This window comes from Pseudoxanthomonas sp. JBR18, assembly GCF_028198165.1.
In the GTDB taxonomy this organism is placed as follows: Bacteria; Pseudomonadota; Gammaproteobacteria; order Xanthomonadales; family Xanthomonadaceae; genus Pseudoxanthomonas_A.
In genome coordinates this window covers 1,168,327-1,194,422 of the sequence record NZ_CP116339.1, presented here as the reverse complement: position 1 = coordinate 1,194,422, position 26,096 = coordinate 1,168,327, and the positions used below count along the sequence as shown (strand labels likewise).

Sequence of the window (26,096 nt, the reverse complement as noted above, 5' to 3'; positions counted from 1 at the left end):
TCGCCTGGGCGGGTCAATTGATGGCACAGCTCGACTATCTCGGCGTGGCGCCTGAAAGTCAATGGGGTGAAACTATTTCGGCGGTTTCAAGTCCCAACAGCAACGCCTGATCAATCCGGTCGGCCTTTCGGGCGGGCGAAGAAGGCTCCCATTGGCGTGCGAAAGCCCGTCGGTGCGTGCGGTCGGTGACTTATTTCTACAGGCGATAGCATCAAGCTAGCGTTGGAAGTAGACGCCCGGGTCCTGCCCTCAGGCAGGTCTGGCGCAGCAGACCGTTGGTGTTCTCGTAGATTCCACACTGCGACACGTTTTTCCGCTTGCATGCAATGTGTTGGGGTAAACATCGCTGGGCCAGGAGGCTGTGGGCGTGGGCTCAAATCCGGCCTCTAGGATCGAGTTTGCGCGGGGTGCATGGCCCGCGACGCGGGCGTCTGGCGTGCGCGCCGGCAAAGTGGTCTGGTAGCCGGGGCTGTGGCCCAGGAGGTCGCTGGCGTGATCGCCCTTGCGGCGCAGTGCGCGGCAGATAGTGCTCGACGCACGATTCAGCACGCTACCCACTTCGCGGATGGAGGCCTTGCGCTGCCGCAACGCCGATACCGTACCCTGCTCCTCGGCGCTCAAATGCTGGTAATGGACGCCTAGGGACTCCCTCAATGCCTAGTGCTGCGCTTGGGAAGAGAGAGCTTCAGTCGCAAATTATTGCGCCTCTTTCGGTGATCGCGCTAAGTCGCTTCCGCGTACCAGGCATCACTCAGCGAGCGGCCCGGCGGCATCTCTGTACCGGCCAGCAGCGCGCCCAGGCCGCGGTCGTCGATCTCCGGATGCTGGCGCCGCGCACGGGTGAGGATTTCCCCGGCCAGCCACTCCATGCGCGCGACGTTGGACTGCAGGCGCGCCGCCAGCGCGTCCGTGTCGAGCACATCGTTGAGTGCGCGGTTGAGTTCGTGGAACCAGCCGATGGTGTACTGGTCCAGTAGGCGGCCGTCTTCCAGCACGGGCGGCGCGGCGAGGTTGCGCTGGCCCCAGTCGGCCAGCAGGGCCTGCACGCTCAGGTTGAGCGCGCGCCCACGCTGGAACAGCGGCCGCAGTCGGCCCAGCAGCGAAATGTCGGTCAGGCGCCCGGCGAAGAACAGCGGTGCGAGCAGCGACCAGTAATAGGTGTAGTCCCAGATCACCTTGACCGGCATCACCTGGGCGTCGCCGAACAGCGCGTACTGGCCTTGGTACAGGGTCAGGGTGTTCTCGTAGAAGCCCTGGTAGAGCTGGTTGTAGACGCTGGCGTAGGCGCCGATGTCCTTGCCGGCGCGGTCGCGTGCGATCAGCTCGGCCACGTAGGTGTTGGAGATGGCGATGAAGTCGGTGCCCGGCGAGTAGAACGGATCCAGGAACAGCCCGGCCTCGCCGGTGATCGCCCAGCGATGCTCCCCGAACACCTGTCGGCAGCCGTAGGACACATTGCGGAAGAACGCGAAATCGCGCAGCACGTGCTCTTCGCGCGCGAGCGTGGCGGCCACCTGCGGCTGGTGCCGCGCCAGCCAATCCATGGCCTTGGCGTGGGTGTTCATCGATTCCAGCGGATGCATCGTCGTGTCGCACACGATGCCCAGCGAATGCGCGCCCGAGGACAGCGGAATCAGCCACACCCAGTAGCCCGGCCCGCACATGTGGTTGGTCGAGCGCCAGCGGTCCGGCGGGGTGCAGCGCGCCAGCCAGTCCGGATTCTGCGACCAGGCGTTGGGATCGACATGGCCGTCCACGCGCCACCAGACCGCGTGGATCTGATGCGGGTTGTCCTGGGCCAGGTCGAGCTGGCGCTTGAGCAGGCCGGCGCGACCGCTGGCATCGATCACCCAGCGTGCCTCCAGCGCATGCAGCGCGCCCTCGCGTTCGAAGCGCACCCGGTGCGGTGCATCGTCCTGGTCGAGCTCAATGGCGCGCACGGTGGCGCCATCGACGAATTGCACGCCATGCTCGGCCGCGTGCCGGGCCAGGAAGTTCTCGAAGCGGCCGCGGTCGATCTGCCAGGACGGCGTGGGCAGTAGCTGGCTGACGCCGACCTCGGTGCAGCGGTCCACATCGTGGCGCCCATCGGAGAAGAAGAAGCGGAATCCGAACTTGCGCAGGTGCTCGGCATCCAGGTGGGCGCGCAGGTCCAGCACGTCGGCCAGGTAGTGCGCACCGATTTCCACGGTCGATTCGCCCACCTTGAAGGCCGCTTCGGCCACCGGGTGGCGGCGACGTTCGATCACCTGCACCTGCATACCCGGATCCTGGCGCTTGAGCTGCAAAGCCAGGGTCAGGCCGGCCAGGCCCCCGCCGAGGATGGCGACATCGGTGTGCTGTGTCATCTAGGCGTCCTTGGCGGCAGACGATGCGGGTACCGTTGCGAACTCACCGGAGGGATCGTGGATCACCGGCGGCTGCCGGCGCGCGTTGCGATATTCACGCAGCACGTGGCCGTACGCAAAGACCTGCCTCACCACGTGCGCGGTGATCTTGACCAGATCGTGGACCAGGCGGAAATGGCTTTGGCGGAACTCGCCGCCTTCCAGGTGCAGGTAGCGGGTTTCCACCGGCACCGAGACCAGCCGCGCGTTGGCGCGGCGCGCGGCGGAAATCAGCATCTGTGCCTCGAACACGAAGCCCTCGCCTTCCACCCCTTCGAGCGTGAACACACTGCGCGGATAGAAGCGCTGCCCGCTCTGGGTGTCGCGCAGGCGGAAGCCACAGGCCCAGGCGATGCCCCAGTCGCCGAAGTCGTTGCCGATGCGGCGGATGGTCGGCTGGCTGGCGCGCTTGCGCAGGCGCGCGCCGTTGACCACCCAACCCGGGTAAGCGTTGGCGGCTTCGAGCATGCGCGGGAAGTCGCTGGCCTTGTGCTGGCCGTCGCCGTCCATGGTCATCACGCCCTGTGCGCCGATGCGAGCGGCCTCGGCGAAACCGGTGCGCAGCGCCGCACCCTTGCCCATGCGCCGCGGATGGCGGATCAGGGTGATCGGCAGGCCGTTCAGGCAGGCGCTGGTGCCGTCGTCCGAGCCATCGTCGACCACGATGACGTGCGGGCACACGGCCAGCGCGTCGCTGACCACTTCGCGGATGCGCAGTTTCTCGTTGAGCGCGGGGATGACCACCGCCACGTCCTGCATCGTCAGCGCCGTCACCGCGCGAGCTCCACATGCAGCGCGTCACCGTTGCCTGCGTCCAGGTGGGCGTGCGACGCGCCAGCGGCCAGCGCATCGAACAGCGGCAGCATCGGCGCCATCGCGTTGCCGGCGGCGTGGTGTTCCAGCGGGCCGGCCGGGGCGCGGTCGCGACCGCCGCTGCCCAGACTGGCGCGCAGCACGGCGCCCTCGCCGGTGCGGCTCAGGACCAGCGCAGCGCCCAGCAGACCCTGGCTGTGCGAGACCCGGCCCAGCGGCCCGGCCGACTGGCTGTCGTAACCCACCAGCAGCACTTCATCGGTGTCGGTGGCCAGCTGGGTCAGGGCTTCAAGCAGGCCCTGCGCGAAGCTGCCATGGAAGGCGCTCAGCGCGGTGGCCGGGGCATGGGTCCCGGCGCCGATGGTCCAGTAGCCAGCCGCGGCGTTGTGCACCGAGTTGTGGAAGCGGATCGGCGAGATTCCGGCCGGATCCTCGGCCAGCTGCCGGCACATGTAGTCGGTGATGGCCAGGTCGCCGTGGGTGGAGGTGAACACCGACGGCAGCAGCTTGGGATCACGCCCGGCGGCCTGGCAGGCGGCCAGGGCCACTTCCAAGGCCACGGCCACCGTCTCCGGCGCACGGCGCCGCTCGTTGGGGGCCAGCAGCTGCGGCGCAGGCTTGGCCGGCGCCTGCTCGGGCAGGGCGCCGCCCCGGGCAAAGGACTGCGCGGCGTCCCAGGAGGGCAGGCCGCGACACCAGAAACCGATGCCCGCGATGCGGGCGGACAGGACAGGCGACTTCATGCGCGGCCGAACACCAGCGCGCAATTGTTGCCGCCAAAGCCGAAGGAGTTGTTCATGGCGTACTGCACCGTGCGCCGCTCGGGCGCGAAGCGGATCTGCGGACCGCAGGCCGGATCGGGGGTCTGGGAATTGAGCGTGCCGGGCAGTTGCCCAGTCTCCAGCGCGATGAGCGCGAACACCGATTCGACGATGCCCGCCGCGCCCAGGGTATGGCCGGTCCAGGCCTTGGTCGAGGCCGCATGCAGGGTGTCGGGGAACATGGCCGCCACCGCGATCGCCTCGACCGTGTCGTTGGCCGGGGTCGAGGTGCCGTGCAGATTGAGGTAGTCCAGCTGATCGGCCTCGATGCCGGCGCGGGCCAGTGCATTGCGCATGGCCAGCTGCGCGCCCAGGCCCTCCGGGTGCGGGGCGGACATGTGGTGGGCGTCGCTGGATTCGCCGTAGCCGCGCAACTGCACGGCGCCGTCGGCGGCCTCGGGGCGCTCGACCAGGGCGAAGCCGCCGGCTTCGCCCAACGAAAGCCCGTCACGGGCCGCGTCGAAAGGCATGCACTTGTTCCTGGATACCAACTGCAGCGAGTTGAAGCCGTACAGCACGCTGCCGCACAGGGTGTCTACGCCGCCGACCAGCGCGGCATCGGCCAGCCCGGCGGCGATCAGACGTGCGGCCTGGGCGAAGACCTTGGCGCTGGAAGAGCACGCCGTGGCCACGGTCATGCAGGGGCCGGCCAGGCCGGTGGCGTGCTGGACGAAATCCCCGAGCGAGTGCGGGGTGTGCACGATGGGCCGCTGCAGGTCGTCGGGAAAGCGCGCGCCCTCGGCGTCTTCTTCCAAGCGGGTATAGGCCTCTTCGCTGGCCCCGATGCTGGAGGTCGAGGTGCCCACGATCACGGCCACCCGGTGGGTGCCGTAGCGCGCGCCCGCCGCACTTGCCGCTTCCAGCAGCCCATCCTGTTGCAGGGCCAGCCAGGCCAGGCGGTTGTTGCGGCAGTCCCACTGCGCCAGCTCCGGCGGCAGGGTGACGTCCTCGACGCCGTCCACCCGGCCGATCCAGCAATCCAACCGCGGCGCGGGTCCGAAATCGTTCTCGCGCAGGCCACTGCGGCGCTGGTCGAGGGCCTGGGCCTGGGCCTGGCGGCCGGCGCCCAGGGCGGTGGTGGCGGTGTAGGCCGTGATCGCCAGGGGCGTCATGCGGGGCTGGGACGGCATCAGCGGGATGTGTCAAAAGATGACAGACGAGTATAGCCACGCGTCGTCGATGCGCTGTGCACCGACGCCGTGCTGGTCAGGCACCTGAAGCCCGCACGCGCGCCTGGCGCTCGTCGGGTTCCGTCGTTGCGTCAATTCCCGCACAATCGTGACACTTTCCTTCAAGAACCTTCCGCACGCGCCTGATGCAAGCGTTCGTCTACAAGAGCCTGCGCAAGGCCGACACTTACGTCTATCTGGCCGTGCGTGACGATTTCGCCTGCCTGCCCGAGCCGCTGCGCACGCAGGTGGGTGAGCTGGCCTTCGTCCTGGACGTGACCCTGACCCCCGAGCGCAAGCTGGCCCGCGAGGACGTGGCGGTGGTCCGCCAGAACCTGGCCACGCGCGGGTTCCACCTCCAGTTCCCGCCCAAGCCGCTGCTCGGGGAAACGCCCGATGCCTGATGCTGGCCGTTCGCCGATGCCCGCCGTGGCCGCCGCGATGGGCGCCGGCCTGGTGCTGGCGGGGCTGAGTTACTTCGGCGGCTGGCTGGCCGTGGCCGGCGCCTGGCTGGCGCAGCCGGCGTTCGCCTTGGCCGTGTCCTGGCACGCGCGGACCCGCGGCATGGCCGGCGCCGGCTTCCTGCGGCGCGACCTGCTGGCCCTGCTGGCGGTCTGGGCGGGCGGGTTCGCCGGCATGGCCCTGCTGCTGGCCTGGCCGCTGCAGCGCCTGCGCGACGGCGGCAGCCTGGGCGCGGCGCTGGGCCTGAGCGCGGCGGCCGGCCTGTCCCTGATTCTGCTGTGGCGCACCTGGCCGCTGTGGCAAGCGGTGGAATGCCAGGGCGGGCGCCTGTCGCGGCACTGGCGCCTCATGCTCGAGCGCGATGCGGGCGACTGGCATGGCCTGGTTGTCGCGTTCGCGGCCGCGCTCGCCATCGGTACGGGTCTGGCGCTTGCGTGGCCGGCGCTGTGGCCCGGCCACCTGCGTGGTCTGGGGGCGGCGGTCTACGTGATTGCCCTGCCGCTGATGCACTGGGGCCTGCAGCGCACCCCGCGCAGCGGTGGCCTTCCGGTCCTGGAAATGCCCGGCCGCGCGGCGGCCCGGCCCCAGCCCCCGGCGCCCGTGATGGAGCCGGTCCTCGCCCCCGCGCCGCGTCCGGCGTCAGGGCCGGCGCAGGTCGCCGCGCTGTACGAGGCCGCCCGCAGTGGCCGGGTCGAGCGTGCGCTTGAATTGATCGAGGCCGGCGCCGATCCACGGGCACTGCCGCCCGCCGATGCCCGCGACCAGCGCAGCCTGGCCGTGCTGGCGGCGGTGCTGCCCGATCTTCGACTGCTGCGCCAGCTGATCGCCCGCGGAATCGACCTCAACCAGGCCCACGCCGGCATGACCCCGCTGCTTGCCGCGACCCGCGACAGTTGGCATGGCCGTCCCGACGCGGTGACTACCCTGCTGACCAACGGGGCCGATCCGCGCCAGGCCGATCGCGACGGCAACACCCCCCTGCACCACGCCGCGCGCAGTTCCGATCCGGGCGTGGCTGCGCTGTTGCGCGATGCCGCCGCCGAACTGGATGCTTGCAACCGCGACGGGCTAACCCCGCTGGGCATCGCCTGCCTGGCCGGCAACTGGCGCCTGGCCAAGTTCCTGCTCGAGCGCGGGGCCCGGCCTGAGGCCGCTGGCGCCCAGCCGGTCCTGGTCGCCGCGGCGGCCACCGAGGAAGACGACGCTGCCGGCGTGCAGCTGCTCCTGCGTCACAAGGCCAAGGTGGATGCGCGTGGGACGGGCGGACGCAGCGCCCTGCACGAGGCCGCCTTCGCCGGACACGAGGACATCCTGGCCGCGCTCCTGGCAGCCGGCGCCAGCGTGGATGCGCGCGACGACGCGCAGGCCACGCCCTGGCTGGAAGCGGCCCGAGGCGGACGCCACCGCGTGCTCGACACCCTGGCCGCGGCCGGCGCCGACTGCCAGGCCGTCGATGCGCGGGGGCGCGATGCGCTGATGCTGGCCTGCGCGGCCGAGCGGGTGACCCCGGCCCTGGTGCAGCGCCTGCTGACGCTGGGCCTGGATCCGGCGCGACGCACGCCCGACGGGCAGCGTGCCAGCGATCTGGCCGCCGCCGCCGGACGTTGGTCGCTGGTGGCCGTGCTGGATCCGGACTACCCGCTGCCCAATGCCGTCTCGGCCAGCGAGGGCCAGCAACCGCCGCCGGACCAGGCTCCGCTGGGCCTGCTGCGCGAGGCGCTCGAACGCGGCCAGTTCAACGGCCTGGCCGAACTGGCGCGCCTGTGCACCCCCGCAGAACTGGGCAGCCTCCTGCATGCGCCGGCGCTGTTCGCCTCACCCCAGGCCGTGGCCTGGCTGCTGCGCCACCGTGCCGCAGGCGAGGAGCGCGACGTGCGCGGGGACGTGCCGCTGCACGCCAACCTGGCGCGAGGCCCGGCGGCGCAGCCGGTGATTCGAGTCTTGCTTGATGCCGGGCTGTCGCCTGCGGGCGGGGCCGGCCTTGCGCGTTTCCTGGCTGCCTGCAGTCCAGGGACCGATTCGGTTGGCGCGCAGGCGCTGGCCTTGGAACTGCTGCAGCGCGGCGCCGACCCCTTTGCCACCTCGCCCGCCGGCGATCCGCCCCTGTCCCTGGCCGTGCGCCTGGACTGGGCGCCGCTGGTCGACGCCTTGCTGGTGATCGGCGTGGATCGCGAAACCCGCGATGCGCGCGGCATGTCCGCCTTGCACCTGGCCACGGCGCTGGGCAACGTGCCGATGGTGCGCCGCCTGATCGCCGGTGGCGCCTCGCCCGACGCCCGCGCCGCGGATGGGCAGACCCCGCTGGGCGTGGCCCTATCCAGTGGCCGGCGCGATCTGGCCGACTGGCTGGATTGGCGCGGCTGGACCCTGCCCGGCCGCACGCTGCGTCCCGGCGATCTGCCGTTGGCCGCGATGGCCGGCGATGCCGATGCGGTGCGCAAGCTGCTGGACCTCGGCTTCCCGGTCGACGCCCCCGACGTCCAGGGCTGCAGCGCGCTGCTGCGCGCCGCCGGCGGTGGACACCGTCCGGTGGTCGACCTGCTGCTCGCCCACGGGGCCGATCCGCAATGCGCCGCGCGTACGGGCGCCACGCCGCTGTCGGCGGCGGTGAGCATGCGCCAGGCCGGCATCGTCGGCGCATTGCTCGACGCCGGTGCCGATCTGGAATACCGCCTGCCCGGAGGCGTCAGCGTGCTGATGCTGGCCGCGGCGCTGGGCCTGCCGGACATCGCCGCGCGCCTGCTCACCGCGGGCGCCGACGTGCATGCCGCCGACGCCCAGGGCCTGACCTCGCTGCACTGCGCCTGCCTGTTCGGCTTCATCGCCCACGATCGCGCCCGGCTGCTGGCGCTGCTGGACACCTTGCTGCTGGCCGGCGCGCAAGCCGATGGCGCGGATGCGGCCACCGTGACCCCGCTGTTGCTCTTGCTCGGTGCGCGCGCCGAGCCAGGGACGTCCTGCGACGAGGACGTCATCCTGGCCGGGCTCGAGCGCTTGCTGGACGAAGAGGTCTCGCTGGAGGCGCGCGATCCGCGCGGCTTCGGGCCCCTGCATCTGGCGGCACTGCATGGCTTGCTGCGGGTGGTCCAGCGGCTGCTGCGCGCCGGCGCCGATCCGGAACTGCGCGATGGCCTGGGCCGCAGCGCGCGCGAGGTGGCGATCATGCGCGGCTTCGTTGACGTGGCCGGCGAACTCGCCCCGGCGCTGGTGCCCGGCAACGGCACGCCCATCGCCCGCTATCTGCGCGATCCGCGCTGATCAGGCCCCGATCGGACCCACTGCAGCGCCCTCATGTCCACCAGCCCGGTCATCGCCGAATCCATCACCTGGTCCGAGTTCGACCGCGTGCTGATGGTCGCCGGCACGGTGCTGCGGGTCGAACCGTTTCCCGAAGCCCGGCGCCCGGCCTATAAGGTCTGGGTGGATTTCGGCCCCTACGGCGAGCGCAAGACCAGCGCGCAGATCGTCGATCTGTACGCGCCGCAGGACCTGGTGGGCCGGCAGATCATCGGGGTGATCAACTTCTCCGAAAAGCAGATCGGCCCGTTCAAGTCGCAGTTCCTGCTGACCGGTGTCTACACCGAGGCCGGTGTGGTGGTCAGCGCGCTGGAGCGGCCCGTTCCCAATGGATCGCGCCTGGGCTGAGCACCCGGCGAGGATCGCGCGGCGCGACCGTTGATTGGAATCGCAGGGCCGGCTACGGACGGCTGGCGGTGTCGCCGTCGGTCGAGGTCTGGGTATCGGCGGCGAACAGGCGTTCCAGGTCGCGGCGCGCGTCCTTGGAGGTCTGCAGCAGTGCCGCTTCGTCGTCATAGATCAGGTACTGCTCGCGCAGCAGCTTCTCGTCATGGGCGCGGAAACGCTGGGTGTGCTCGGCGGCCGTGGCCGCGTCCACGCCCAGCGCGGTCATGACCCGTTCGCCCATCTCCAGGCTGGAACCGAAGGTCTCGCGGAAGGGCTCGGCGCTCAGGTCCATCAGGCGCCAGGCGTGCTGGCGGTTGCGCGCGCGGGACAGCACCGTGGCCGTCGGGTACATGCGCCGGATCAGGCGGGTGGCCTTGATGTTGGTGTCGGGGTCATCCATGGCCACCACGAAGACCTTGCAGTGCTGCGCGCCGGCCGCGCGCAGCAGGTCCGGGCGGGTGGGGTCGCCGTAGAACAGGCGCGCGGTGCCGAAGCGGCGCAGCGTGTCGACCGTCTCCGGGCTGTGCTCGAGCGCCACGAACGGCACGCGCTGGGCGGTCAGCAGGCGGGCCACGATCTGGCCGAAGCGTCCCATGCCGGCGATCAGCACCTGGGGCTGCAGATCGTCGACCTCTTCGAAGGCGCGCTTGGGACCGACCGGGGCCTTGTCCAGCCAGCGCCCGGCGGCGATGAGCAGCAGCGGGGTGGCCGCCATCGACAGGCCGACCATGGCCACCAGCCGGTCATGGTGCTCGGTGCTCAGCAGCTGCGAGGCCTCGGCCTGGTTGAACACCACGAAGGCGAACTCACCGCCCAGCCACAACACGCCGCCCAGCTTGAGCGCCGAGCGCCAGGTCATCTGCTGCTGCCAGCGCCCGAGCGCGACCAGCACGCCCACCTTGATCAGCAGCAGCGCGACGACGCCGGCGGCGATGATCCACGGTTCGTTGCGGATGCGGTCCAGGTCCACGGTCATGCCGATGGCGATGAAGAACAGCCCCAGCAGCAGGCTCTTGAAGGGCTCGATCTGCGATTCCAGCTCGTGCCGGAATTCCGAATCGGACAGGAGCACGCCGGCCAGGAACGCGCCCAGGCCGGCGCTCAGTCCCGCCAGCTGCATGAACCACGCCGTGCCCAGCACCACCAGCAGCGCGCTGGCGGTGAAGACCTCGGGCATGCGCGTGCGCGCCACGATGCGGAACATCTGCCGCAGCAGCAGGCGCCCGAACACGATAACGATGACGATGGCGCCCACCGCGTGGAGCGCCATCGACCAGGTCAGGGTCTGGTTCTTGGCGCCGCCCAGCAGCGGGATGGCCGCCAGCAACGGGATCGCCGCCAGGTCCTGGAACAGCAGCACCGCAAAGCCGGTGCGTCCGTAATCGGTGGTCAGCTCCTTGCGCTCTGCGAGCAGTTGCAGGCTCACCGCCGTGGACGACAGCGCCAGGCCCATGCCGACCACCAGCGCGGCCTTCCAGCTCAGGCCCAGCGCCAGGCAGATCCCGCCCAGCAGCAGGGTGCTCAGCAGCACCTGCAGGCCACCGGTGCCGAAGACCGGCTTGCGCATCACCTTCAGGCGCGAGGGCGAAAGCTCCAGCCCGATCACGAACAGCAGCATCACCACGCCGACTTCCGAGGCGTTGAGGATGCGCTCGGCATCGCGCACGAAGCCGAAGCCGAACGGCCCCAGCGCAACGCCAGCGGCCAGGTAGGCCAGCACCGCGCCCAGCCCGAAGCGCTTGAACGCCGGGACGGCGATGACGCCAGCCAGCAAGAAGAGCAGGGCAATTTCGAGGCCGCCGCTGTGCATAGGAATCTCCAGGAACGGCCCGCATTATGCGGTGCGCCTCGCGCGCCGGGGGAGGACGCGTGCTGGATGCTGTGTTCAATCCCGGTTTTGCCTGACGCGATTCCTGCATCTACGCTGGCTGCTCTTCAATCGCAAAGGAGCGCGGACCATGCCGAAAATGGGATGGTGGACAGGAGGGGGCGTGGCCCTGCTGATGCTGTCGATGGGCGCCCAGGCGCAGACGGCCAGGGCGGTACGCCAGACGGTCGAGGCGTCCATGCTGGTGTCCGGCGAGATCCAGATCAGCCCGCAGGGTCAGGTGCGCAACTTCAGCGTCGCCGGGCGAGAGGACCTGCCGCCGGAAGTGACCGGGCTGCTGGACCAGCTGATTCCCGCCTGGCGCTTCGAGCCGGTGGAGCGGGAAGGGCATGCCGTCGCGGCGCGCTCGCTCATGCGCCTGCGCCTGGTGGCCCGCAAGCTGGGCGAGGATCGCTATGGCCTGAGCGTGGTCAGCGCGCAGTTCGACGGTGAGCCTGAGCCGGGCGAGCGCGTGCAAAGTCGCGACATGAAGCCGCCTTCCTACCCCATGGCGGCGGCGCAGAGCGGCGTGGGGGGCGATGTCTATGTGCTGGTGCGGGTTGGGCGGGACGGCCAGGTCGAAGATGTCGCGGCCGAGCAGACCAACCTGCGCGTCGTGGACAGCGCGCCGAGGATGGACAAGTGGCGCCGCATCCTGGAGCAGGCCGCCCTCAGCGGCGCGAGGCACTGGTCCTTTACCCCGCCCACGCGCGGAGACACGGTCGACGATGCGTACTGGCAGGTGCGCGTGCCGGTGTCCTTCAGCGTCGGTGAGGACTTGCCGTCCAAAGGGGAGAACCACTGGCGCGCCTACGTCCCCGGGCCACGCCAGCCTGTGCCGTGGGCAACGCCGGACATGGCCGCCGACGCGGGCGTGGATGCCGGCGCGGCCGGGCAGCCCAGCCAGGTGGGGGTCGGCCTGCACCTGCGCTCGCCGCTTGGCGCCAGCTGAGGTGGCGGAGCGATTCTGGGCTCGTAAGAAACCAGGGTCGGACCAGACCGGCGGTAAGACCCCCGGATCAAAAAAGCCCCGCGCAAGCGGGGCTTTTTTGCGGCAGTCGGGCCCGAGGCCTTAGCGCTTCATCGAAGAGAAGAACTCGTCGTTGGACTTGGTGTTCTTCATCTTGTCGAGCATGAACTCCATCGCGGCGATTTCGTCCATCGGGTGCAGCAGCTTGCGCAGGATCCAGATCTTCTGCAGCAGCTCCGGCTCGATCAGCAGGTCCTCGCGACGGGTGCCCGAGCGGTTGATGTCGATGGCCGGGTACACGCGCTTCTCGGTGATGCGACGATTCAGATGCACTTCGCTGTTGCCGGTGCCCTTGAACTCTTCGTAGATCACCTCGTCCATCTTCGAGCCGGTCTCCACCAGCGCGGTGGCGATGATGGTCAGCGAGCCGCCTTCCTCCACGTTGCGCGCCGCGCCGAAGAAGCGCTTCGGGCGATGCAGGGCGTTGGCGTCCACGCCGCCAGTGAGCACCTTGCCCGAGGAGGGCACCACGTTGTTGTAAGCGCGGGCCAGGCGGGTGATCGAGTCGAGCATGATCACCACGTCCTTCTTGTGCTCGACCAGGCGCTTGGCGCGCTCGATGACCATTTCGGCGACCTGCACGTGGCGCGCGGCCGGTTCGTCGAAGGTGGAGGAGATGACCTCGCCGCGCACGGTGCGCTGCATTTCGGTCACTTCTTCCGGACGCTCGTCGATGAGCAGCACGATCAGGTGTACGTCTGGATGATTGGTGGTGATGGCCGTGGCCACCTGCTGCATCATCATCGTCTTACCGGCCTTAGGCGGGGAGACGATCAGGGCGCGCTGGCCTTTGCCCTGCGGTGCCATCAGGTCCAGGATGCGGCCGGCGATGTCCTCGGACGAGCCGTTGCCGCGCTCCAGGGTGAAGCGCTTGCGCGGGAACAGCGGGGTCAGGTTCTCGAACAGCACCTTGCCCTTGCTGGCCTCGATCGGCTCACCGTTGATGGTGTCGACGATGTTCAGCGCGAAGTAGCGCTCGCCGTCCTTGGGGAAGCGGATGCGGCCGGCGATGTGGTCGCCGGTGCGCAGGTTGAAGCGACGGATCTGGCTGGGCGAGATGTAGGTATCGTCAGGGCCGGCCAGGTAGCTGGCCTCGGCCGCGCGCAGGAAGCCGAAGCCATCGGGCAGGATTTCCAGCACGCCGTCGGCGGCCACGCCTTCGCCATGGCGGGTCAGCACCTTCAACAGGGCGAAAATCACGTCCTGCTTGCGGGCGCGGGCCACCCCGTCGGTGATCTGCAGCTGCTCGGCGATCTCCAGCAGCTTGTGCGCCGGCATGCGCTTGAGGTCGCTCAGCGAATACTGCGGGAAGCCCTCGGGGACCTGCGGATGCGGGCGCGGGACGAAATTGTCACTGGCGCCGTCCTGCGGGAAACCATCGTTGAAGCGGTCGCCGCCGCCACCGCGGTTGCGGTCGCGGTCACGGCGATTGCGGAAGCGCTCGCGGCGGCCGCCCTGGCCCTGCGGGCCGTTGTTCTGCTGGGCGTTGTGCTGCGGGCGCTGGCCATTGCCGCCGCCGTTCTGCCCATTCTGGCCGTTGTGCTGCTGGCCACCTTCCGCGGTGACCTGCTGACCGCTGTTGCGCGGCTCGCCGCCTGCGGACTCATTGCCTCCTTCGGCGCGCGGCGTGGGCGCAGAAGCTTCGGCTTGCGGGGCGGGGGTCGGGGCGGGCGGCGCTGGCGTGGCACGCGGCGGAGCCGGTGCTTCGGCCGGTTTGGCGGCGGGCGGGGCGGTGTCGAGGGCCAGGGCGGCCTGCGGGGCCGCGGTATCGGTCTTGCTGGCGGCGGCCTTGCTCACGCGCGGCTTGCGCACGCGCTTCTCGGCGGTAACGGCGCCGGTTTCATTGCTGTCGGACAAAGTGCGATTCCTCGCTGAGAGGTTGCGAGCCTGCCGGCGGCACGAACGGGCGCGGGCGGCTGTTGAAGTGAGGGTGTGTGGTACTGCAGAGGGGGTGCGGCGCGAAAGCCCCGAGCGCCGGATGTCTTGACAGTAGCACCGTGCCGGAGCGGCTTCAAGCGCGCTCCGGCGACGGGTTGCAGCGGATTCAGGCCTGGCGGTGCGCCGGAGGCGCGGCCAGGCGGGTCATCAGGCCGCCTGGGCGCCGATGGCCTTGTCGATCATCTGGGTCAGCTGCCCCTTGCCAACCGCGCCGACCTGGGTGGCCTGGACCTGGCCGTCCTTGAACAGCAGCAGCAGCGGGATATTGCGCACGTGGTACTTGATGGCCGTGGCGCGGTTGTCGTCCACGTTCAGCTTGACCACCTTCAGGCGGCCCTCGTAGCTGTTGGCCAGTTCGTCCAGGACCGGGGCGATCATCTTGCACGGACCGCACCATTCGGCCCAGAAGTCCACCAGGACGGGTTCGTCGGACTGCAATACGGCGGCGTCGAAATCGGCGTCGCCGACGTGGGTCACCTTGTCGCTCATCGGGGTCTCCATGGGGTTTTCGCGGTGCGGGGGCCGAAGATGGCCGCCAGATGCGGTAAAATTGGGGCGCTTCGCGGCCAGATCAAGCCCTGCATGCGGGGGTACGGCCGCGCCACCCGGCATCGATGTCGCCAGTTTGCGACCGTAGGTGCCGGCGATGCAAGCGGATCCCCCCGCCCCTTCAGCCTGCCGTCGCCCCTGCGCTGCGGCGCAAAGAGAATTCATGAGCGACAAGCCCCTAACCGACATCACCTTCAACTCCTTCACGCTCCATCCCGACCTGCTGGCCGGGCTGGATGCGGCCGGTTTCTCACGCTGTACGCCGATCCAGGCCCTGACCTTGCCGGTGGCCCTGGCCGGCCGCGACGTGGCCGGACAGGCCCAGACCGGCACCGGCAAGACCCTGGCCTTCCTGGTCGCGGTCATGAACCGCCTGCTGACCCGGCCGGCGCTGGCCGATCGCAAGCCCGAGGATCCGCGCGCGCTGATCATGGCGCCGACCCGCGAGCTGGCCATCCAGATCCACAAGGACGCGGTGAAGTTCGGCTCGACGCTGGGCCTGCGCTTCGCGCTGGTCTACGGCGGGGTGGACTACGACAAGCAGCGTGAGCTGCTGCAGCAGGGCGTGGACATCATCATCGCCACCCCGGGCCGCCTGATCGACTACGTCAAGCAGCACAAGGTCGTCTCCCTGCACGCCTGCGAGGTGTGCGTGATGGACGAGGCCGACCGGATGTTCGACCTGGGCTTCATCAAGGACATCCGCTTCCTGCTGCGGCGCATGCCCGAGCGCACCACGCGGCAGACCCTGCTGTTCAGCGCCACCCTAAGCCATCGCGTGCTCGAGCTGGCGTACGAGCACATGAACGAGCCGGAAAAGCTCGTGGTCGAGACCGAAACCGTCACCGCCTCGCGCGTGCGCCAGCGCATGTACCTGCCGGCCGACGACGAGAAGATCCCGCTGCTGCTGGGCCTGCTCTCGCGCAGCGAGGGCGCCCGCACGATGGTGTTCGTCAACACCAAGGCCTTCGTCGAGCGCGTGGCCCGGGCCCTGGAAAAGGCCGGCTACCGTGTCGGCGTGCTGTCCGGCGACGTGCCGCAGAAGAAGCGCGAGACCCTGCTCAAGCGCTTCCAGGCCGGCCAGCTGGAGCTGCTGGTGGCCACCGATGTGGCTGCGCGCGGCCTGCACATCGACGGCATCAGCCACGTCTACAACTACGACCTGCCGTTCGATGCCGAGGACTACGTGCATCGCATCGGCCGGACCGCACGCCTGGGTGCGGAGGGCGACGCGATCAGTTTCGCCTGCGAGCGCTATGCGATGAGCCTGCCGGACATCGAGGCCTACATCGAGCAGAAGATCCCGGTCGAACCGGTCACCGCCGAACTGCTGACGCCGCTGCCGCGCCCCGAGCGCGCCGCGCCGCCGGCAGGCGAGGACGGGGAAGAGGCCGAGAGCGTCAGCGCGATCTTCCGCGAGGCCCGCGAGCAGAAGGCCGCCGACGAGGCGCGTCGTGGCGGCGGGCGTTCCAGCGGCGGCGGTCGTCGTGGTCCACGCGAGGGTGGGCGCAGTGGCGAGAGCGCCGGCAGTGGCGCAGGCAGCCGTGGTCCGCGCCCGCCGCGCCGGCCACGCGCCGAGCCCGCAGCGGATGGCGCGGTGGCGACCGCGCCTGCCGAGGTTGCCGTCGACACCGTGGCCACGCCGTCCGCCCCGGTTCCGGGTGGCGCACCCGACGCGCAGGCGCCCGAGGGCGAGAAGCGTCCGCGCAAGCGCCGTCGTCGGCGTCACGGTCGTCCGCTGGAAGGGGGAGAGACGCCCGCCAGCGCCAACGGGGAGACCTCGTCGACCAGCGCCGCGCCCAAGCCCCCCCGCGTGGCCAGCCCCAAGCCGCCCAAGCCGGTCCCGGCCCCTGCCGTGCCTGCGCCGGCAGCCGGCAACGACTCGTTCCTGACCCGCCTGGGGCGCAAGATCAAGTCGATGGTCGGTGGCTGAGCCGGTCGACCCGGCAAGGAAAACGAAGGGCCGCTGCATGCGGCCCTTCGTGTGTCTGGCCTCCGTTCGCCGCCGCCGCGGGCCAGGTGCGACGGATCGGCAGTCTGCGCTGGCGCACGACTCACCTACGCATAGGCATAATCGCCGCCCATGACCGTCCTGCGCTTTGAAAACGTCAGCAAACAGTATCCCGGCGGGCACGAAGCCCTGTCGGAGATCAACTTCGAGGTGGCCGAGGGCGAGATGCTCTTCGTCACCGGCCACTCCGGTGCCGGCAAGAGCACCCTGCTCAAGCTGGTGCACCTGAGCGAGCGTCCCAGCCGCGGCGCGGTGGTGTTTGGCGGGCGCAACCTGCTCAAGGTCCGCGGCGGCAGGATCCCGCTGCACCGTCGCCACGTGGGCGCGGTCTACCAGGACCATCGCCTGCTCACCGACCGGACCGTGGCCGAGAACGTCGCCCTGCCGCTGATCCTGCGCGGAGACCGACGCGGGGACATCGGCAAGCGCGTGCGCGAGGTCCTGACCCGCCTGGGACTGGGGCATCGCGAACGCGCGCTGCCCACCCAGCTCTCGGCCGGCGAGCAGCAGCGCGTGGGCATCGCCCGGGCGATCGTCTCCGAGCCGCAGCTGCTGGTGGCCGATGAGCCGACCGGTAACCTGGACCCGACCCTGGCCGCCGAGATCATGTCGCTGTTCGCCTCCATGCCCGAGCGCGGTACCTCGGTGCTGGTGGTCAGCCACGACCTGGCCCTGATCAAGCGCATGCGCAAGCGCGTGCTGATCCTGGACCACGGGCGGCTGATGGATGACATCTCGCCCGACGACCTGGCCGAATGATGCCCATGACCCACGTATTGCCGGGAGGCCGCGCATGAACGAGCAGGCCCCCAAGATCGAGACCAACCGCCGTGCCGACGGCCCCCGCTCCGGCGTGGGCATCTGGATGGACCAGCATCTCTACAGTTTCGTCTCCAGCCTGGGCCGCGCGCTGCGCCGGCCGTGGTCCACGGCGCTGACCATCGGCGTGATGGCCGTGGCCTTCGCCTTGCCGCTGGGGCTGTGGCTGGCGTTGGGTAACGTGCGCCACTTCGCCGGCGATGTGCAGGCGTCGCGCGAGGTGGACGTGTTCCTCAAGCTGGACACCGACGCCGCACGGGCGCAGGCGCTGGCCGAACAGATCCGCGCCCGGCCGGATGTGGCCAGGGTGGAGCTGCGCACGCCCGCGCAGGGGCTGGCCGATTTCCGCAAGCTCAGCGGGCTGGATGCGGCCATCGATGCGCTGGATGACAACCCGCTGCCGGCCCAGCTGGTCGTGATCCCCAGCGGCGACGACGCGGCGCTTGCCCAGGCCCTGGCCCAGCTGCCCGAGGCCGACGTGGTCCAGCACGACGCGGTCTGGCGCCAGCGCCTGCAAGGTTGGCTGCATTTCGGCAACCGCCTGGCCTGGGTGCTGGCCGCGCTGTTCGGGCTGGGGGCGCTGCTGGTGGTCGGCAACACGGTGCGCCTGGACATCCAGGCCCGGCGCGAGGAGATCGGCGTGCTGCAGCTGCTCGGGGCCACCGACGGCTTCATCCGGCGCCCGTTCCTCTACCTGGGCGCCTGGTATGGGCTGGGAGCCGGGTTGGTGGCGCTGGGGCTGGTGCTGGCCGCGGCCGCTGCGTTGCGCGCGCCACTGGACGCGCTGGCGCACAGCTACGGCAGCAGCTTCGCGCTGGATGGGCTGGACCCGGTGAGCGCAGGACTGGTATTAGTGGCGGCCTTGATCATCGGCTGGCTGGGGGCCTGGTGGGTGACCGGTCACTATCTGCGCCAGACCCGCCCGACCGACACCTGACCTGCCTCGCCCCCATGCCCCCACAAGACCTGCGTCATCTGATCAGCGAAGCGCCACGCGTCATGGTGGTGGACGGCTCCAAGATGGTGCGCAAGCTCATCGCCGATGTGCTCAAGCGCGACCTGCCGCAGGTCGAGGTCGTCGGCTGCGCCAGCCTGGCCGAAGCGCGCAAGGCGCTGGCCGATGGCCCGGTGGACCTGGTCACCACGGCGCTTTCGCTCAAGGGCGGCGGGACCGGCCTGGAGGTCGCCCGCGCGGTGCGCGAGGCCGCCGGGCAGGCCTACGTCCCGGTCATCGTGGTTTCCGGCGAGGCCCAGGCCCATCTCGAGGAGCGCCGCTTCACCGAGTTCGTCACCGATTATTTCGACAAGGCCCTGGGCCATGAGGCACTGGCCGCCTTCATCCACGGCTACGTGGCGCCCGAGGCCGTGCCAGGCGCCACGGTGCTCTACGTGGAGGACAGCCGCGTGGTCGCCGAGACCACCAAGCGCATGCTCGAACGCCACGATCTGAAGGTGGTCCACGTGCTGCGTGCCGAGGATGCCTTTGCCCTGCTGACCGCCGAGTCGCTGGGCATGTCGACCCACCAGTTCGACGTGGTGCTCACCGATGTGACCCTCAAGGGCGAGCTGAGCGGGGTGGACATCGTCCAGCGGGTGCGCGTGGATTTCGGCTACGGCAAACGCCGTCTGCCGATCCTGGTGATGACCGGCGATTCCAACCGCGACAACCAGGCCGAGCTGCTGCAGAGCGGCGCCAATGACCTGGTGCTCAAGCCGATCGAGGAACGTCTGCTGGTGACCAAGGTGCTCTTCCAGCTGCGCCTGGCCCGCATGGCCGGCCCGCGCGAGGACGGCTAGGACGCGCGCCATGGACGATGTGATCTTTATCGATGGACTGCGCACCCAGGCGCTGATCGGGGTCTACGACTTCGAGCGCGATGCCGCCCAGCCGCTGGTGTTCGACGTGGAGATGACGCTCGACACGCGTCGTGCCGGTGACAGCGATGTGCTCGAGGATACGGTGGATTACGCGGTGGTCGCGCAGACCATCGAATCGACCTGCGCCCAGTCGGGCTTTGCCCTGGTCGAGGCACTGGCCGAAACGATCGCCACGCGGCTGCTGCACGACTTCCCCATCGGGCAGGTGATGCTGCGGGTGACCAAGCCGCAGGCGGTCCCGGCCGCGCGCGGAGTCGGCGTGCGCATCGTGCGACGTCGGAGCGTGGCATGAAGACCCGCCGGTACGTGCTGCTGCTGGGCAGCAGCCTGGACACGCCGCAGGCGCTGGATGACGCGCGCGCCGCGCTGGCCATGCATGGCCTGCTCGAGGTCGCCTCGACGCGGGTCGAAGGCCCCAGCATCAACCCGGCCGACGCGCGACGCTTTCACAACCAGGCCGTCGCCCTGGCGACAGGGCTGCCGCGTGAGGCGCTGGGCGCGACGCTCAAGCAGATCGAGACGGCCTTGGGGCGCACGCCGCAGCCGGCGCAGTGCGTGATCGATATCGACTTGGCTTGCGAGTGCGATGCCCACGGCATCGTGCTGTGGCGCGACGATGCCAAGCTCGGCCATCCGCTGTTCGTGGACCTGATGCAGAACGTGCTCGATCAGTTGCGCGGGACCGCGTTGGCTTAGATGGAGTAGGAGCCGCCATGGCGGTGAAGGGGCCTTCCCTTTCGTGCGCCATCGCCGTCGTGGCGGCTCCCACACAGGCAGACCCCTGCCACACGAGCACAAACCGTCCGCTAGACGAACACCGAGCGCCCGCCGTCGATGGCGACGATCTGGCCATTGACGTACGCGTTACCGTCGATCAGCCAGCGCACGGCCGAGACGATGTCATCCGGCGCGCCCTGGCGCTGCAGCGGCACGCGCTGTTCCAGGACAGCCTGGGTCTCGGCCTTGACCGGATTCTCCGACCACAGGATGTTGCCTGGCGCGATGGCGTTGACCCGCACTTGCGGGCCGAGTTCGCGTGCCAGCGACTGGGTCATCATCACCAGCGCGGCCTTGGCCATGCAGTAGAGGGTGTGCTCGGGTAGCGGGCGCTGCGCGTAGATGTCGGCGATGCTGACGATCGCCCCGCCGCTTGCCTTCAGGTGCGGCGCGGCGGCCTGCGACAGGAAGAACGGTGCGCGTGCGTTGGAGGCGAACAGTTCGTCCCATTGCGTCGGCGTCGCGCTGCCCACCGGCGTGGCGTAGTAGGCCGAGGCGTTATTGATGAGTGCATCGAGCCGACCGAAGCGCTGCACCGTGTCCTCGACCAGCGCCGGCAGGCACGCAACGTCGGCCAGTTCGGCCTGCAACACCAGCGTGCTGCCGGGTCGCGCGGCTTCCAGTTCGGCGGCGAGTGCGAGCATGGCGTCGGTCGAGCCGCGGTAGTGCAGGCCCAGTGCGTAGCCATCGGCATGCAGCGCACGCGCGATGGCCGCGCCGATACGCTTGGCGGCGCCGGTGATCAGGGCAACGCGGGGCGATGGAGGCATGGCGGTGGCACCCGGACGGAAGGCCCGGCCATTGTGGCATCGCGGATGTCGGCGACGGGTGTGCGGGGACAGGGCGTTACACTGTACGGCTGCGATGGCGTGTCCTGCCCGCCGTGATGTCGCAGCTCCATGCCGACCGAGGACCCACGATGCTCCATGACCTGGAGGCCTTGCGCGTTGCGCTCGCGCCGTATCCCCATGCTTACACGCTGCTCGCCGTGGCGGCGTTGCTGCTGGCGTCCTTCGCCGCCAACTGGCTGACCAAACGCGTGCTGCTGCGCGCCTTGCGTCGCGCCCTGGCGGCCTCGCCGTTCGCGTCCGAAGACGAGGGCATGCGGCTGTCGGTGATTCCGCGTCTGGCCAATGCCGTGCCCGCCTTGGTGCTGTATGCCGGGGTGCGGGCCGTCCCGGAACTGCCGCCGCTGCTGGTGGAAGTGGTGCGCAACGTGTGCGCGGCCTTCATCGTGCTGACCGTGGCGCTGTCGGCTTCGCGCGCGCTGGACTTGGCCAACTTGGTCTACCTGCGCCGTCCCGATGCGCACAGCAAGCCGATCAAGGGCTATCTGCAGGTGCTGAAGATCATGCTGTTCGCACTGGCAGGGGTGCTGATGGTCGCGACTCTGATCGATCAAAACCCGATGGTGCTGCTGTCAGGCCTCGGCGCGATGATGGCGGTGCTGATCCTGGTGTTCCAGGATACCTTGCTGTCGCTGGTGGCCAGTGTGCAGATCGCCAGCAACGACATGGTGCGCGTTGGCGACTGGGTCGAAATGCCCTCGCAGCATGCCGATGGCGACGTGGTCGACATCGCGCTGCATACCGTCAAGATCCAGAACTGGGACAAGTCCATCAGCACGGTGCCGACCAAGAAGCTGATCACGAATCGTTCAAGAACTGGCGCGGCATGACCGAAGCCGGCGGGCGCCGCATCAAGCGCGCCGTGTATCTTGACCAGCACAGCGTGGTGTTTCTCGATGCGCGCCTGCAGGACCGGCTGGCGGCCTCGCCGCTGCTGGGCGACTACCTGGCGCGCAAGGGGCGTGAACTGGCCCAGGCCAACGCCGGCCTGGAGGCCGGGGTGGTCCAGGCGCGTCGCCTGACCAACCTGGGGACCTTTCGCGCCTATGTGGAGCATTACCTTCGCGAGCATCCGGACATCCACCAGGACATGACCTTGCTGGTCCGACAGCTGGAGCCTGGGCGCAGCGGCATCCCGATCGAACTGTATTGCTTCACCCGCAGCACGGCCTGGAACGTGTACGAGGGGGTGCAGGCGGACATCTTCGATCACCTGCTGGCGGTGCTGCCGCAGTTCGGCCTGCGCGTTTTCCAGGATCTGGGCGATCCCGGAGCGTTGCAGCGCATGGCCTCCTGAGCCGGGGGCGCGCACGTCGCACGCGTTGCTTGACGCCCATCATGGTTTGCGGGCATGTTGGGGTTCACCCCTGTCGCACCTGCTTTCCGCTGGCTGCAAGGGCATCGGAATGGAGCGAATGGACTGGGCGCAATACCGCAGTTCCACCTTTGACGAGCTGATCCAGGCCGATGGCGTTCCGCGTCCCGCAGCGAGGCGCCTGGTGGAATACCTGGGTGGCCTGAATGGTCGTGACATCGCCGAGCGCCAGGTGGCCGCCGACGTCATCGCCCGGGTCATGGGCATTACCTTCACCGTGTATTCCGACGGTCGCAACGTCGACCGCACGCTGCCATTCGACCTGATCCCGCGCGTGATTCCGCGCACCGAATGGGAGCACACCGAGGCCGGTCTCAAGCAGCGCATGCGTGCGCTCAACCTGTTCATCGGCGATATCTACGGCAAGCAGCAGATCGTCAAGGACAAGGTGTTTCCGGCGATGCTGCTCAAGGCGTCGGTCAACTTCCGCACCCAGTGCGTGGGGGTGACACCGCCGTTGGGCGTGTGGGCGCATATCTGCGGTTCGGACCTGGTGCGCGACGGCGATGGCACGCTGTATGCGTTGGAGGACAACCTGCGCATTCCTTCTGGCGTGAGCTACATGCTGGAAAACCGCATGGTCGCCAAGCGCGTGTTCCCGGAACTGTTCGAGACCAGCTCGATCCTGCCGGTGGACGAATATCCCAGCCAGCTCTACGACACCCTGGCGGCGCTCTCGCCGCGCCCCGGCGATGCCCCGGTGATCGCATTGCTCACCCCGGGCGTGTTCAACAGCGCCTATTTCGAGCACGCCTACCTGGCCCAGGCGATGGGCATCGAGCTGGTCGAGGGTTCGGACCTGTTCGTGGCCGACGACGACTGCACCTACATGCGCACGGTCTACGGCCCACAGCGCGTGGATGTGATCTACCGTCGCGTGGACGATCTGTTCATCGATCCGGAGGTGTTCCATCCCGATTCGGTGCTGGGCGTGCCGGGCCTGATCCGCAGCTGGCGCGCCGGCAAGGTGGCGCTGGCCAATGCGCCGGGCGCCGGGGTGGCCGACGACAAGGTGGTCTTCGCCTACGTGCCCAAGATGATCAAGTACTACCTGGGCGAAGAGCCGATCCTGCCCAACGTGCCCAGCTACCTGTGCCACGACGCCAAGGACCGCCAGTACGTGCTGGACAACCTGGACAAGCTGGTGGTCAAGCCGGCCAACGAGTCCGGGGGCTACGGCATGCTGATCGGCCCGCGGGCCAGCAAGGCCGAGCGCGAGACATTCCGCGAGCTGATCCAGGCCGACCCGCGCAACTACATGGCCCAGCCCACACTGAGCCTGTCCACCGCGCCGATCGTGACCGACGACGGTCCTTCGCCACGGCATCTGGACCTGCGCCCGTTCATCCTCTCGCGTGAGGACACCTACGTGACCACCGGCGGGCTGACCCGCGTGGCGATGACGCCGGGTTCGCTGGTGGTCAACTCCTCGCAAGGCGGCGGCGCCAAGGACACCTGGGTGGTCGATGCCGACGAAGAAGGCTAAAGGGCTTGCTGCCGCGGCTGGCGTGGGCCACGCCGTGCCTGCGTGGGCTCGGGCACGGAAGAACGAGGAAATGTATGTCGCGACATGATCGAGTGATGACACTGCACCGTGCCCCCGCAGGCGCGGCCCTTCGGGTTGCCGTGTCCGGCGGCCATGCGCTCGCGCGCGCCTTGGACAGGCCGCCAGCCTGTCGCGGCGGCTCGCTCAACCATCCGAGCGCCGGTCACGACAACGCGACCCCCTCCAACCACGGCAGCACGCCCTGATGTTGTCCCGCGTCGCAGACAACCTGTACTGGTTCAGCCGCTATGTGCGGCGCGCCGAAAACACCGCGCGCCTGGTCGGCGTGGGCAGCACGCTGCAGCTGGACCTGCCGCGCTCGGTGCGGTTCACCTGGCGGCCGATGATCGACACGGTCGGCGCGGGTGAGATCTTCACCAGCCTGCACCCGGAGGCCGGCAGCGACGTGGCCGACGTGGACGTCATCCGCTTCCTGCTGCTGGACGAGCAGAACGGCTCATCGTTGAAGGTGTCCCTGGTCAACGCGCGCGAACTGCTGCGCAGCATCCGCGACACCCTTCCCCAGGAGGTGTGGGAAGCGGTCAACGACCTGCACCTGTATGTGGAGAGCAGCGGCGAGCGCGCGCTGCAGCGTCGCTACCGCCTGGACTTCATCAACCGCATCGTCGATGGCTGCCTCAAGGTCTCCGGCCTGCTTTCGGCCAACGTCAGCCGCGACATCGGCTACCAGTTCCTGCGCCTGGGCACCGGCATCGAGCAGGCCGACATGACCACGCGCATCATCGATGCCGGGGCTTCAGGCCTGATCACGCCACGTACCGAGGACGACCGCGAGGCCTTCCGCAACATGCAATGGATGGCGGTCCTGCGTTCGCTGGCCGCCTACCAGATGTACCGTCGGCACATTCGCCAGCGCGTCACCGGCGAGCACGCATTGCGCTTTCTGCTGCAGAACACCGAGTTCCCGCGCAGCGTGCAGTTCTGCTTGACCCGGGCCCAGCACGTACTGCCTTCGATGCCGCCGCGTCCGGCGGTGGATCGACATCTGAACCGGGTGGTCGGGATGATCCGCAACGCCGATCCGGTGTGGCTGGCGGCGAAGAATCCGGCCGGTTTCATGGACGAGGTGCAGGTGCATCTGAGCCGCCTGCACGACGCCGTCGTTGAGGGCTACTTCTACAACTAGCGAAGAGGTGTGCCGGGGAAGCGTGCTACCCAGTCGTCCCTGCGCTAGGGTCTGAAAAGTGGATGGTTACTGCTGGCCGGACTCATCGCCCGGATCCGGGCGCGCGGCAATGCGCCTGGGCGGTGCGACCGGCGCGCGTGCAGGGCCATCGTCCTCGTCACCGGCATCCCCGCGCGGCGCTTCCCACGGAAACCGGGGCAGGGTGCGCACGGCGTTCTCCAGCTTGCGCGACCAGGTGTCGTGGATCTCCGCATAGAGCGGGGTATCGGCTTCCAGGCGCATCTGCTGGGTGATCCGCAGATCGCCGGCGCGGATGACGGCCATGTCCACCGGCATGCCGACCGAGAGGTTGGAACGGATGGTCGAGTCAAGCGAGACCAGCGCGCAGCGCGCCGCATCTTCCAGCGTGGTTTCGGGGCGCAGGATGCGGTCCAGGATCGGCTTGCCGTACTTGGACTCGCCGATCTGCAGGTAGGGCGTCTCGGGCGAGGTGGCGATGCAGTTGCCCAACGGGTAGACCATGTACAGCCCGGGCCGCTCGCCGGCGACCTGGCCACCCAGGATCAGGGTGGACTGCACGCTGACGCCGCTGTGCTGGGCCTGGTCGCCCACGGCCACCTGGCTGGACACCAGGACCTCGCCCACATACTCGGCCACTTCGTAGAGATGCTTGAAGCTGCGCAGGCTGCGGGTGCAGTCCGGATCCTCGGCGTCGCGCTTCAGGCGCGAGATGGTCAGTTGCGTGGTCGCCAGGTTGCCCGCGGACATGATCACGAACACCCGGTCGCCGGGATATTCGAAGATATGCATCTTGCGGTAGACGCGCACGTCGTCAAACGAAGCGCTGGTCCTGGTGTCCGCGGCGAAGACCAGGCCTTCGTCCACTTCGATGCCGACGCAGTAGGTCATGTCAAAGCCGGGGAAAAGTGCACCTTGGATCATAGGGAAGGCATCCGGTGCTGGCTAGGGCCATCG

Annotated in this window: 21 protein-coding genes and 1 pseudogene; 13 read left to right on the top strand and 9 right to left on the bottom strand. The window is 69.2% G+C overall.

Annotated features, from left to right (window positions below):
* Positions 1-722 precede the first annotated feature (722 nt).
* Genes PJ250_RS05505 through PJ250_RS05490 form a run of 4 tightly spaced genes read right to left on the bottom strand, consistent with a single transcriptional unit; the run spans position 723 to position 5,133 of the window.
* Positions 723-2,348 (bottom strand): NAD(P)/FAD-dependent oxidoreductase, encoded by a 1,626-nt coding sequence (locus PJ250_RS05505; RefSeq protein WP_271647550.1) that lies wholly within the window; start codon positions 2,346-2,348, stop codon positions 723-725.
* On the bottom strand, positions 2,349-3,146 hold the full coding sequence (locus PJ250_RS05500) for a glycosyltransferase family 2 protein (protein WP_271648545.1): 798 nt from the start codon (positions 3,144-3,146) through the stop codon (positions 2,349-2,351). It lies immediately after the preceding gene.
* Positions 3,147-3,157: 11 nt separating this feature from the next.
* Positions 3,158-3,943 (bottom strand): beta-ketoacyl synthase chain length factor, encoded by a 786-nt coding sequence (locus tag PJ250_RS05495; RefSeq protein ID WP_271647549.1) that lies wholly within the window; start codon positions 3,941-3,943, stop codon positions 3,158-3,160.
* Complete coding sequence (locus PJ250_RS05490) at positions 3,940-5,133, bottom strand: beta-ketoacyl-[acyl-carrier-protein] synthase family protein (protein ID WP_271648544.1); 1,194 nt, start codon at positions 5,131-5,133, stop codon at positions 3,940-3,942. Before PJ250_RS05490 ends, PJ250_RS05495 begins: the two co-directional genes overlap by 4 nt.
* Positions 5,134-5,336: 203 nt before the next feature.
* On the opposite strand from PJ250_RS05490, the gene PJ250_RS05485 reads away from it, so the two are divergent.
* The 3 genes from PJ250_RS05485 to PJ250_RS05475 are packed head-to-tail and all read left to right on the top strand — an operon-like array spanning position 5,337 to position 9,297.
* A complete protein-coding gene (locus PJ250_RS05485) occupies positions 5,337-5,594 on the top strand; it encodes a YcgL domain-containing protein (RefSeq protein ID WP_271647548.1) in 258 nt (85 codons plus the stop codon).
* Entirely contained in the window at positions 5,587-8,910 is a 3,324-nt protein-coding gene (locus PJ250_RS05480; RefSeq protein ID WP_271647547.1) for an ankyrin repeat domain-containing protein, read from the top strand. Before PJ250_RS05485 ends, PJ250_RS05480 begins: the two co-directional genes overlap by 8 nt.
* A gap of 33 nt (positions 8,911-8,943) precedes the next feature.
* The gene (locus tag PJ250_RS05475) at positions 8,944-9,297 is read left to right on the top strand and encodes a tRNA-binding protein (RefSeq protein WP_271647546.1); all 354 of its coding nucleotides are present in this window, start codon (positions 8,944-8,946) and stop codon (positions 9,295-9,297) included.
* Positions 9,298-9,349: 52 nt separating this feature from the next.
* Here the strand turns inward: PJ250_RS05475 and PJ250_RS05470 are convergent, their stop codons facing one another.
* Positions 9,350-11,146 carry a monovalent cation:proton antiporter-2 (CPA2) family protein gene (locus tag PJ250_RS05470; RefSeq protein ID WP_271647544.1) on the bottom strand — a complete coding sequence of 599 codons (1,797 nt, stop codon included), beginning with the start codon at positions 11,144-11,146 and terminating at the stop codon, positions 9,350-9,352.
* A gap of 148 nt (positions 11,147-11,294) precedes the next feature.
* On the opposite strand from PJ250_RS05470, the gene PJ250_RS05465 reads away from it, so the two are divergent.
* Complete coding sequence (locus PJ250_RS05465; protein WP_271647542.1) at positions 11,295-12,155, top strand: energy transducer TonB; 861 nt, start codon at positions 11,295-11,297, stop codon at positions 12,153-12,155.
* 120 nt (positions 12,156-12,275) lie between these two features.
* Here the strand turns inward: PJ250_RS05465 and rho are convergent, their stop codons facing one another.
* Positions 12,276-14,090 carry a transcription termination factor Rho gene (gene rho / locus PJ250_RS05460; RefSeq protein ID WP_271647541.1) on the bottom strand — a complete coding sequence of 605 codons (1,815 nt, stop codon included), beginning with the start codon at positions 14,088-14,090 and terminating at the stop codon, positions 12,276-12,278.
* 228 nt (positions 14,091-14,318) lie between these two features.
* Complete coding sequence (gene trxA, locus PJ250_RS05455; RefSeq protein ID WP_271647540.1) at positions 14,319-14,660, bottom strand: thioredoxin TrxA; 342 nt, start codon at positions 14,658-14,660, stop codon at positions 14,319-14,321.
* Between the two features lie 223 nt (positions 14,661-14,883).
* On the opposite strand from trxA, the gene rhlB reads away from it, so the two are divergent.
* From rhlB to PJ250_RS05425, 6 genes are all read left to right on the top strand, one after another.
* A complete protein-coding gene (rhlB, locus tag PJ250_RS05450; RefSeq protein ID WP_271647539.1) occupies positions 14,884-16,653 on the top strand; it encodes an ATP-dependent RNA helicase RhlB in 1,770 nt (589 codons plus the stop codon).
* A 150-nt stretch (positions 16,654-16,803) separates the two neighbouring features.
* Complete coding sequence (gene ftsE, locus PJ250_RS05445) at positions 16,804-17,490, top strand: cell division ATP-binding protein FtsE (RefSeq protein WP_271647538.1); 687 nt, start codon at positions 16,804-16,806, stop codon at positions 17,488-17,490.
* A 106-nt stretch (positions 17,491-17,596) separates the two neighbouring features.
* Positions 17,597-18,487 carry a permease-like cell division protein FtsX gene (gene ftsX / locus PJ250_RS05440; RefSeq protein WP_271648543.1) on the top strand — a complete coding sequence of 297 codons (891 nt, stop codon included), beginning with the start codon at positions 17,597-17,599 and terminating at the stop codon, positions 18,485-18,487.
* Between the two features lie 14 nt (positions 18,488-18,501).
* On the top strand, positions 18,502-19,347 hold the full coding sequence (locus PJ250_RS05435; RefSeq protein WP_271647536.1) for a response regulator: 846 nt from the start codon (positions 18,502-18,504) through the stop codon (positions 19,345-19,347).
* A 10-nt stretch (positions 19,348-19,357) separates the two neighbouring features.
* Entirely contained in the window at positions 19,358-19,720 is a 363-nt protein-coding gene (folB, locus tag PJ250_RS05430) for a dihydroneopterin aldolase (RefSeq protein ID WP_271647535.1), read from the top strand.
* Positions 19,717-20,124: a 2-amino-4-hydroxy-6-hydroxymethyldihydropteridine diphosphokinase gene (locus PJ250_RS05425; RefSeq protein ID WP_271647534.1), complete on the top strand. Its 408-nt coding sequence runs from the start codon at positions 19,717-19,719 to the stop codon at positions 20,122-20,124. The genes folB and PJ250_RS05425 overlap by 4 nt, the downstream gene beginning before the upstream one ends.
* 110 nt (positions 20,125-20,234) lie before the next feature.
* On the opposite strand, the gene PJ250_RS05420 is transcribed toward PJ250_RS05425, so the two are convergent.
* Complete coding sequence (locus tag PJ250_RS05420) at positions 20,235-20,975, bottom strand: pteridine reductase (RefSeq protein ID WP_271647533.1); 741 nt, start codon at positions 20,973-20,975, stop codon at positions 20,235-20,237.
* Positions 20,976-21,124: 149 nt separating this feature from the next.
* Between PJ250_RS05420 and PJ250_RS05415 the strand changes: the two are divergent.
* The 3 genes and pseudogenes from PJ250_RS05415 (at position 21,125) to PJ250_RS05405 (ending at position 25,121) form a co-directional block, all read left to right on the top strand.
* Positions 21,125-22,350: pseudogene (locus tag PJ250_RS05415) on the top strand (mechanosensitive ion channel domain-containing protein).
* A 118-nt stretch (positions 22,351-22,468) separates the two neighbouring features.
* Entirely contained in the window at positions 22,469-23,914 is a 1,446-nt protein-coding gene (locus tag PJ250_RS05410; RefSeq protein WP_271647532.1) for a circularly permuted type 2 ATP-grasp protein, read from the top strand.
* A gap of 265 nt (positions 23,915-24,179) precedes the next feature.
* Positions 24,180-25,121 carry an alpha-E domain-containing protein gene (locus PJ250_RS05405; RefSeq protein ID WP_271647531.1) on the top strand — a complete coding sequence of 314 codons (942 nt, stop codon included), beginning with the start codon at positions 24,180-24,182 and terminating at the stop codon, positions 25,119-25,121.
* Positions 25,122-25,187: 66 nt separating this feature from the next.
* On the opposite strand, the gene PJ250_RS05400 is transcribed toward PJ250_RS05405, so the two are convergent.
* Positions 25,188-26,030: a proteasome-type protease gene (locus PJ250_RS05400; protein ID WP_271647530.1), complete on the bottom strand. Its 843-nt coding sequence runs from the start codon at positions 26,028-26,030 to the stop codon at positions 25,188-25,190.
* Positions 26,031-26,096: the final 66 nt, after the last annotated feature.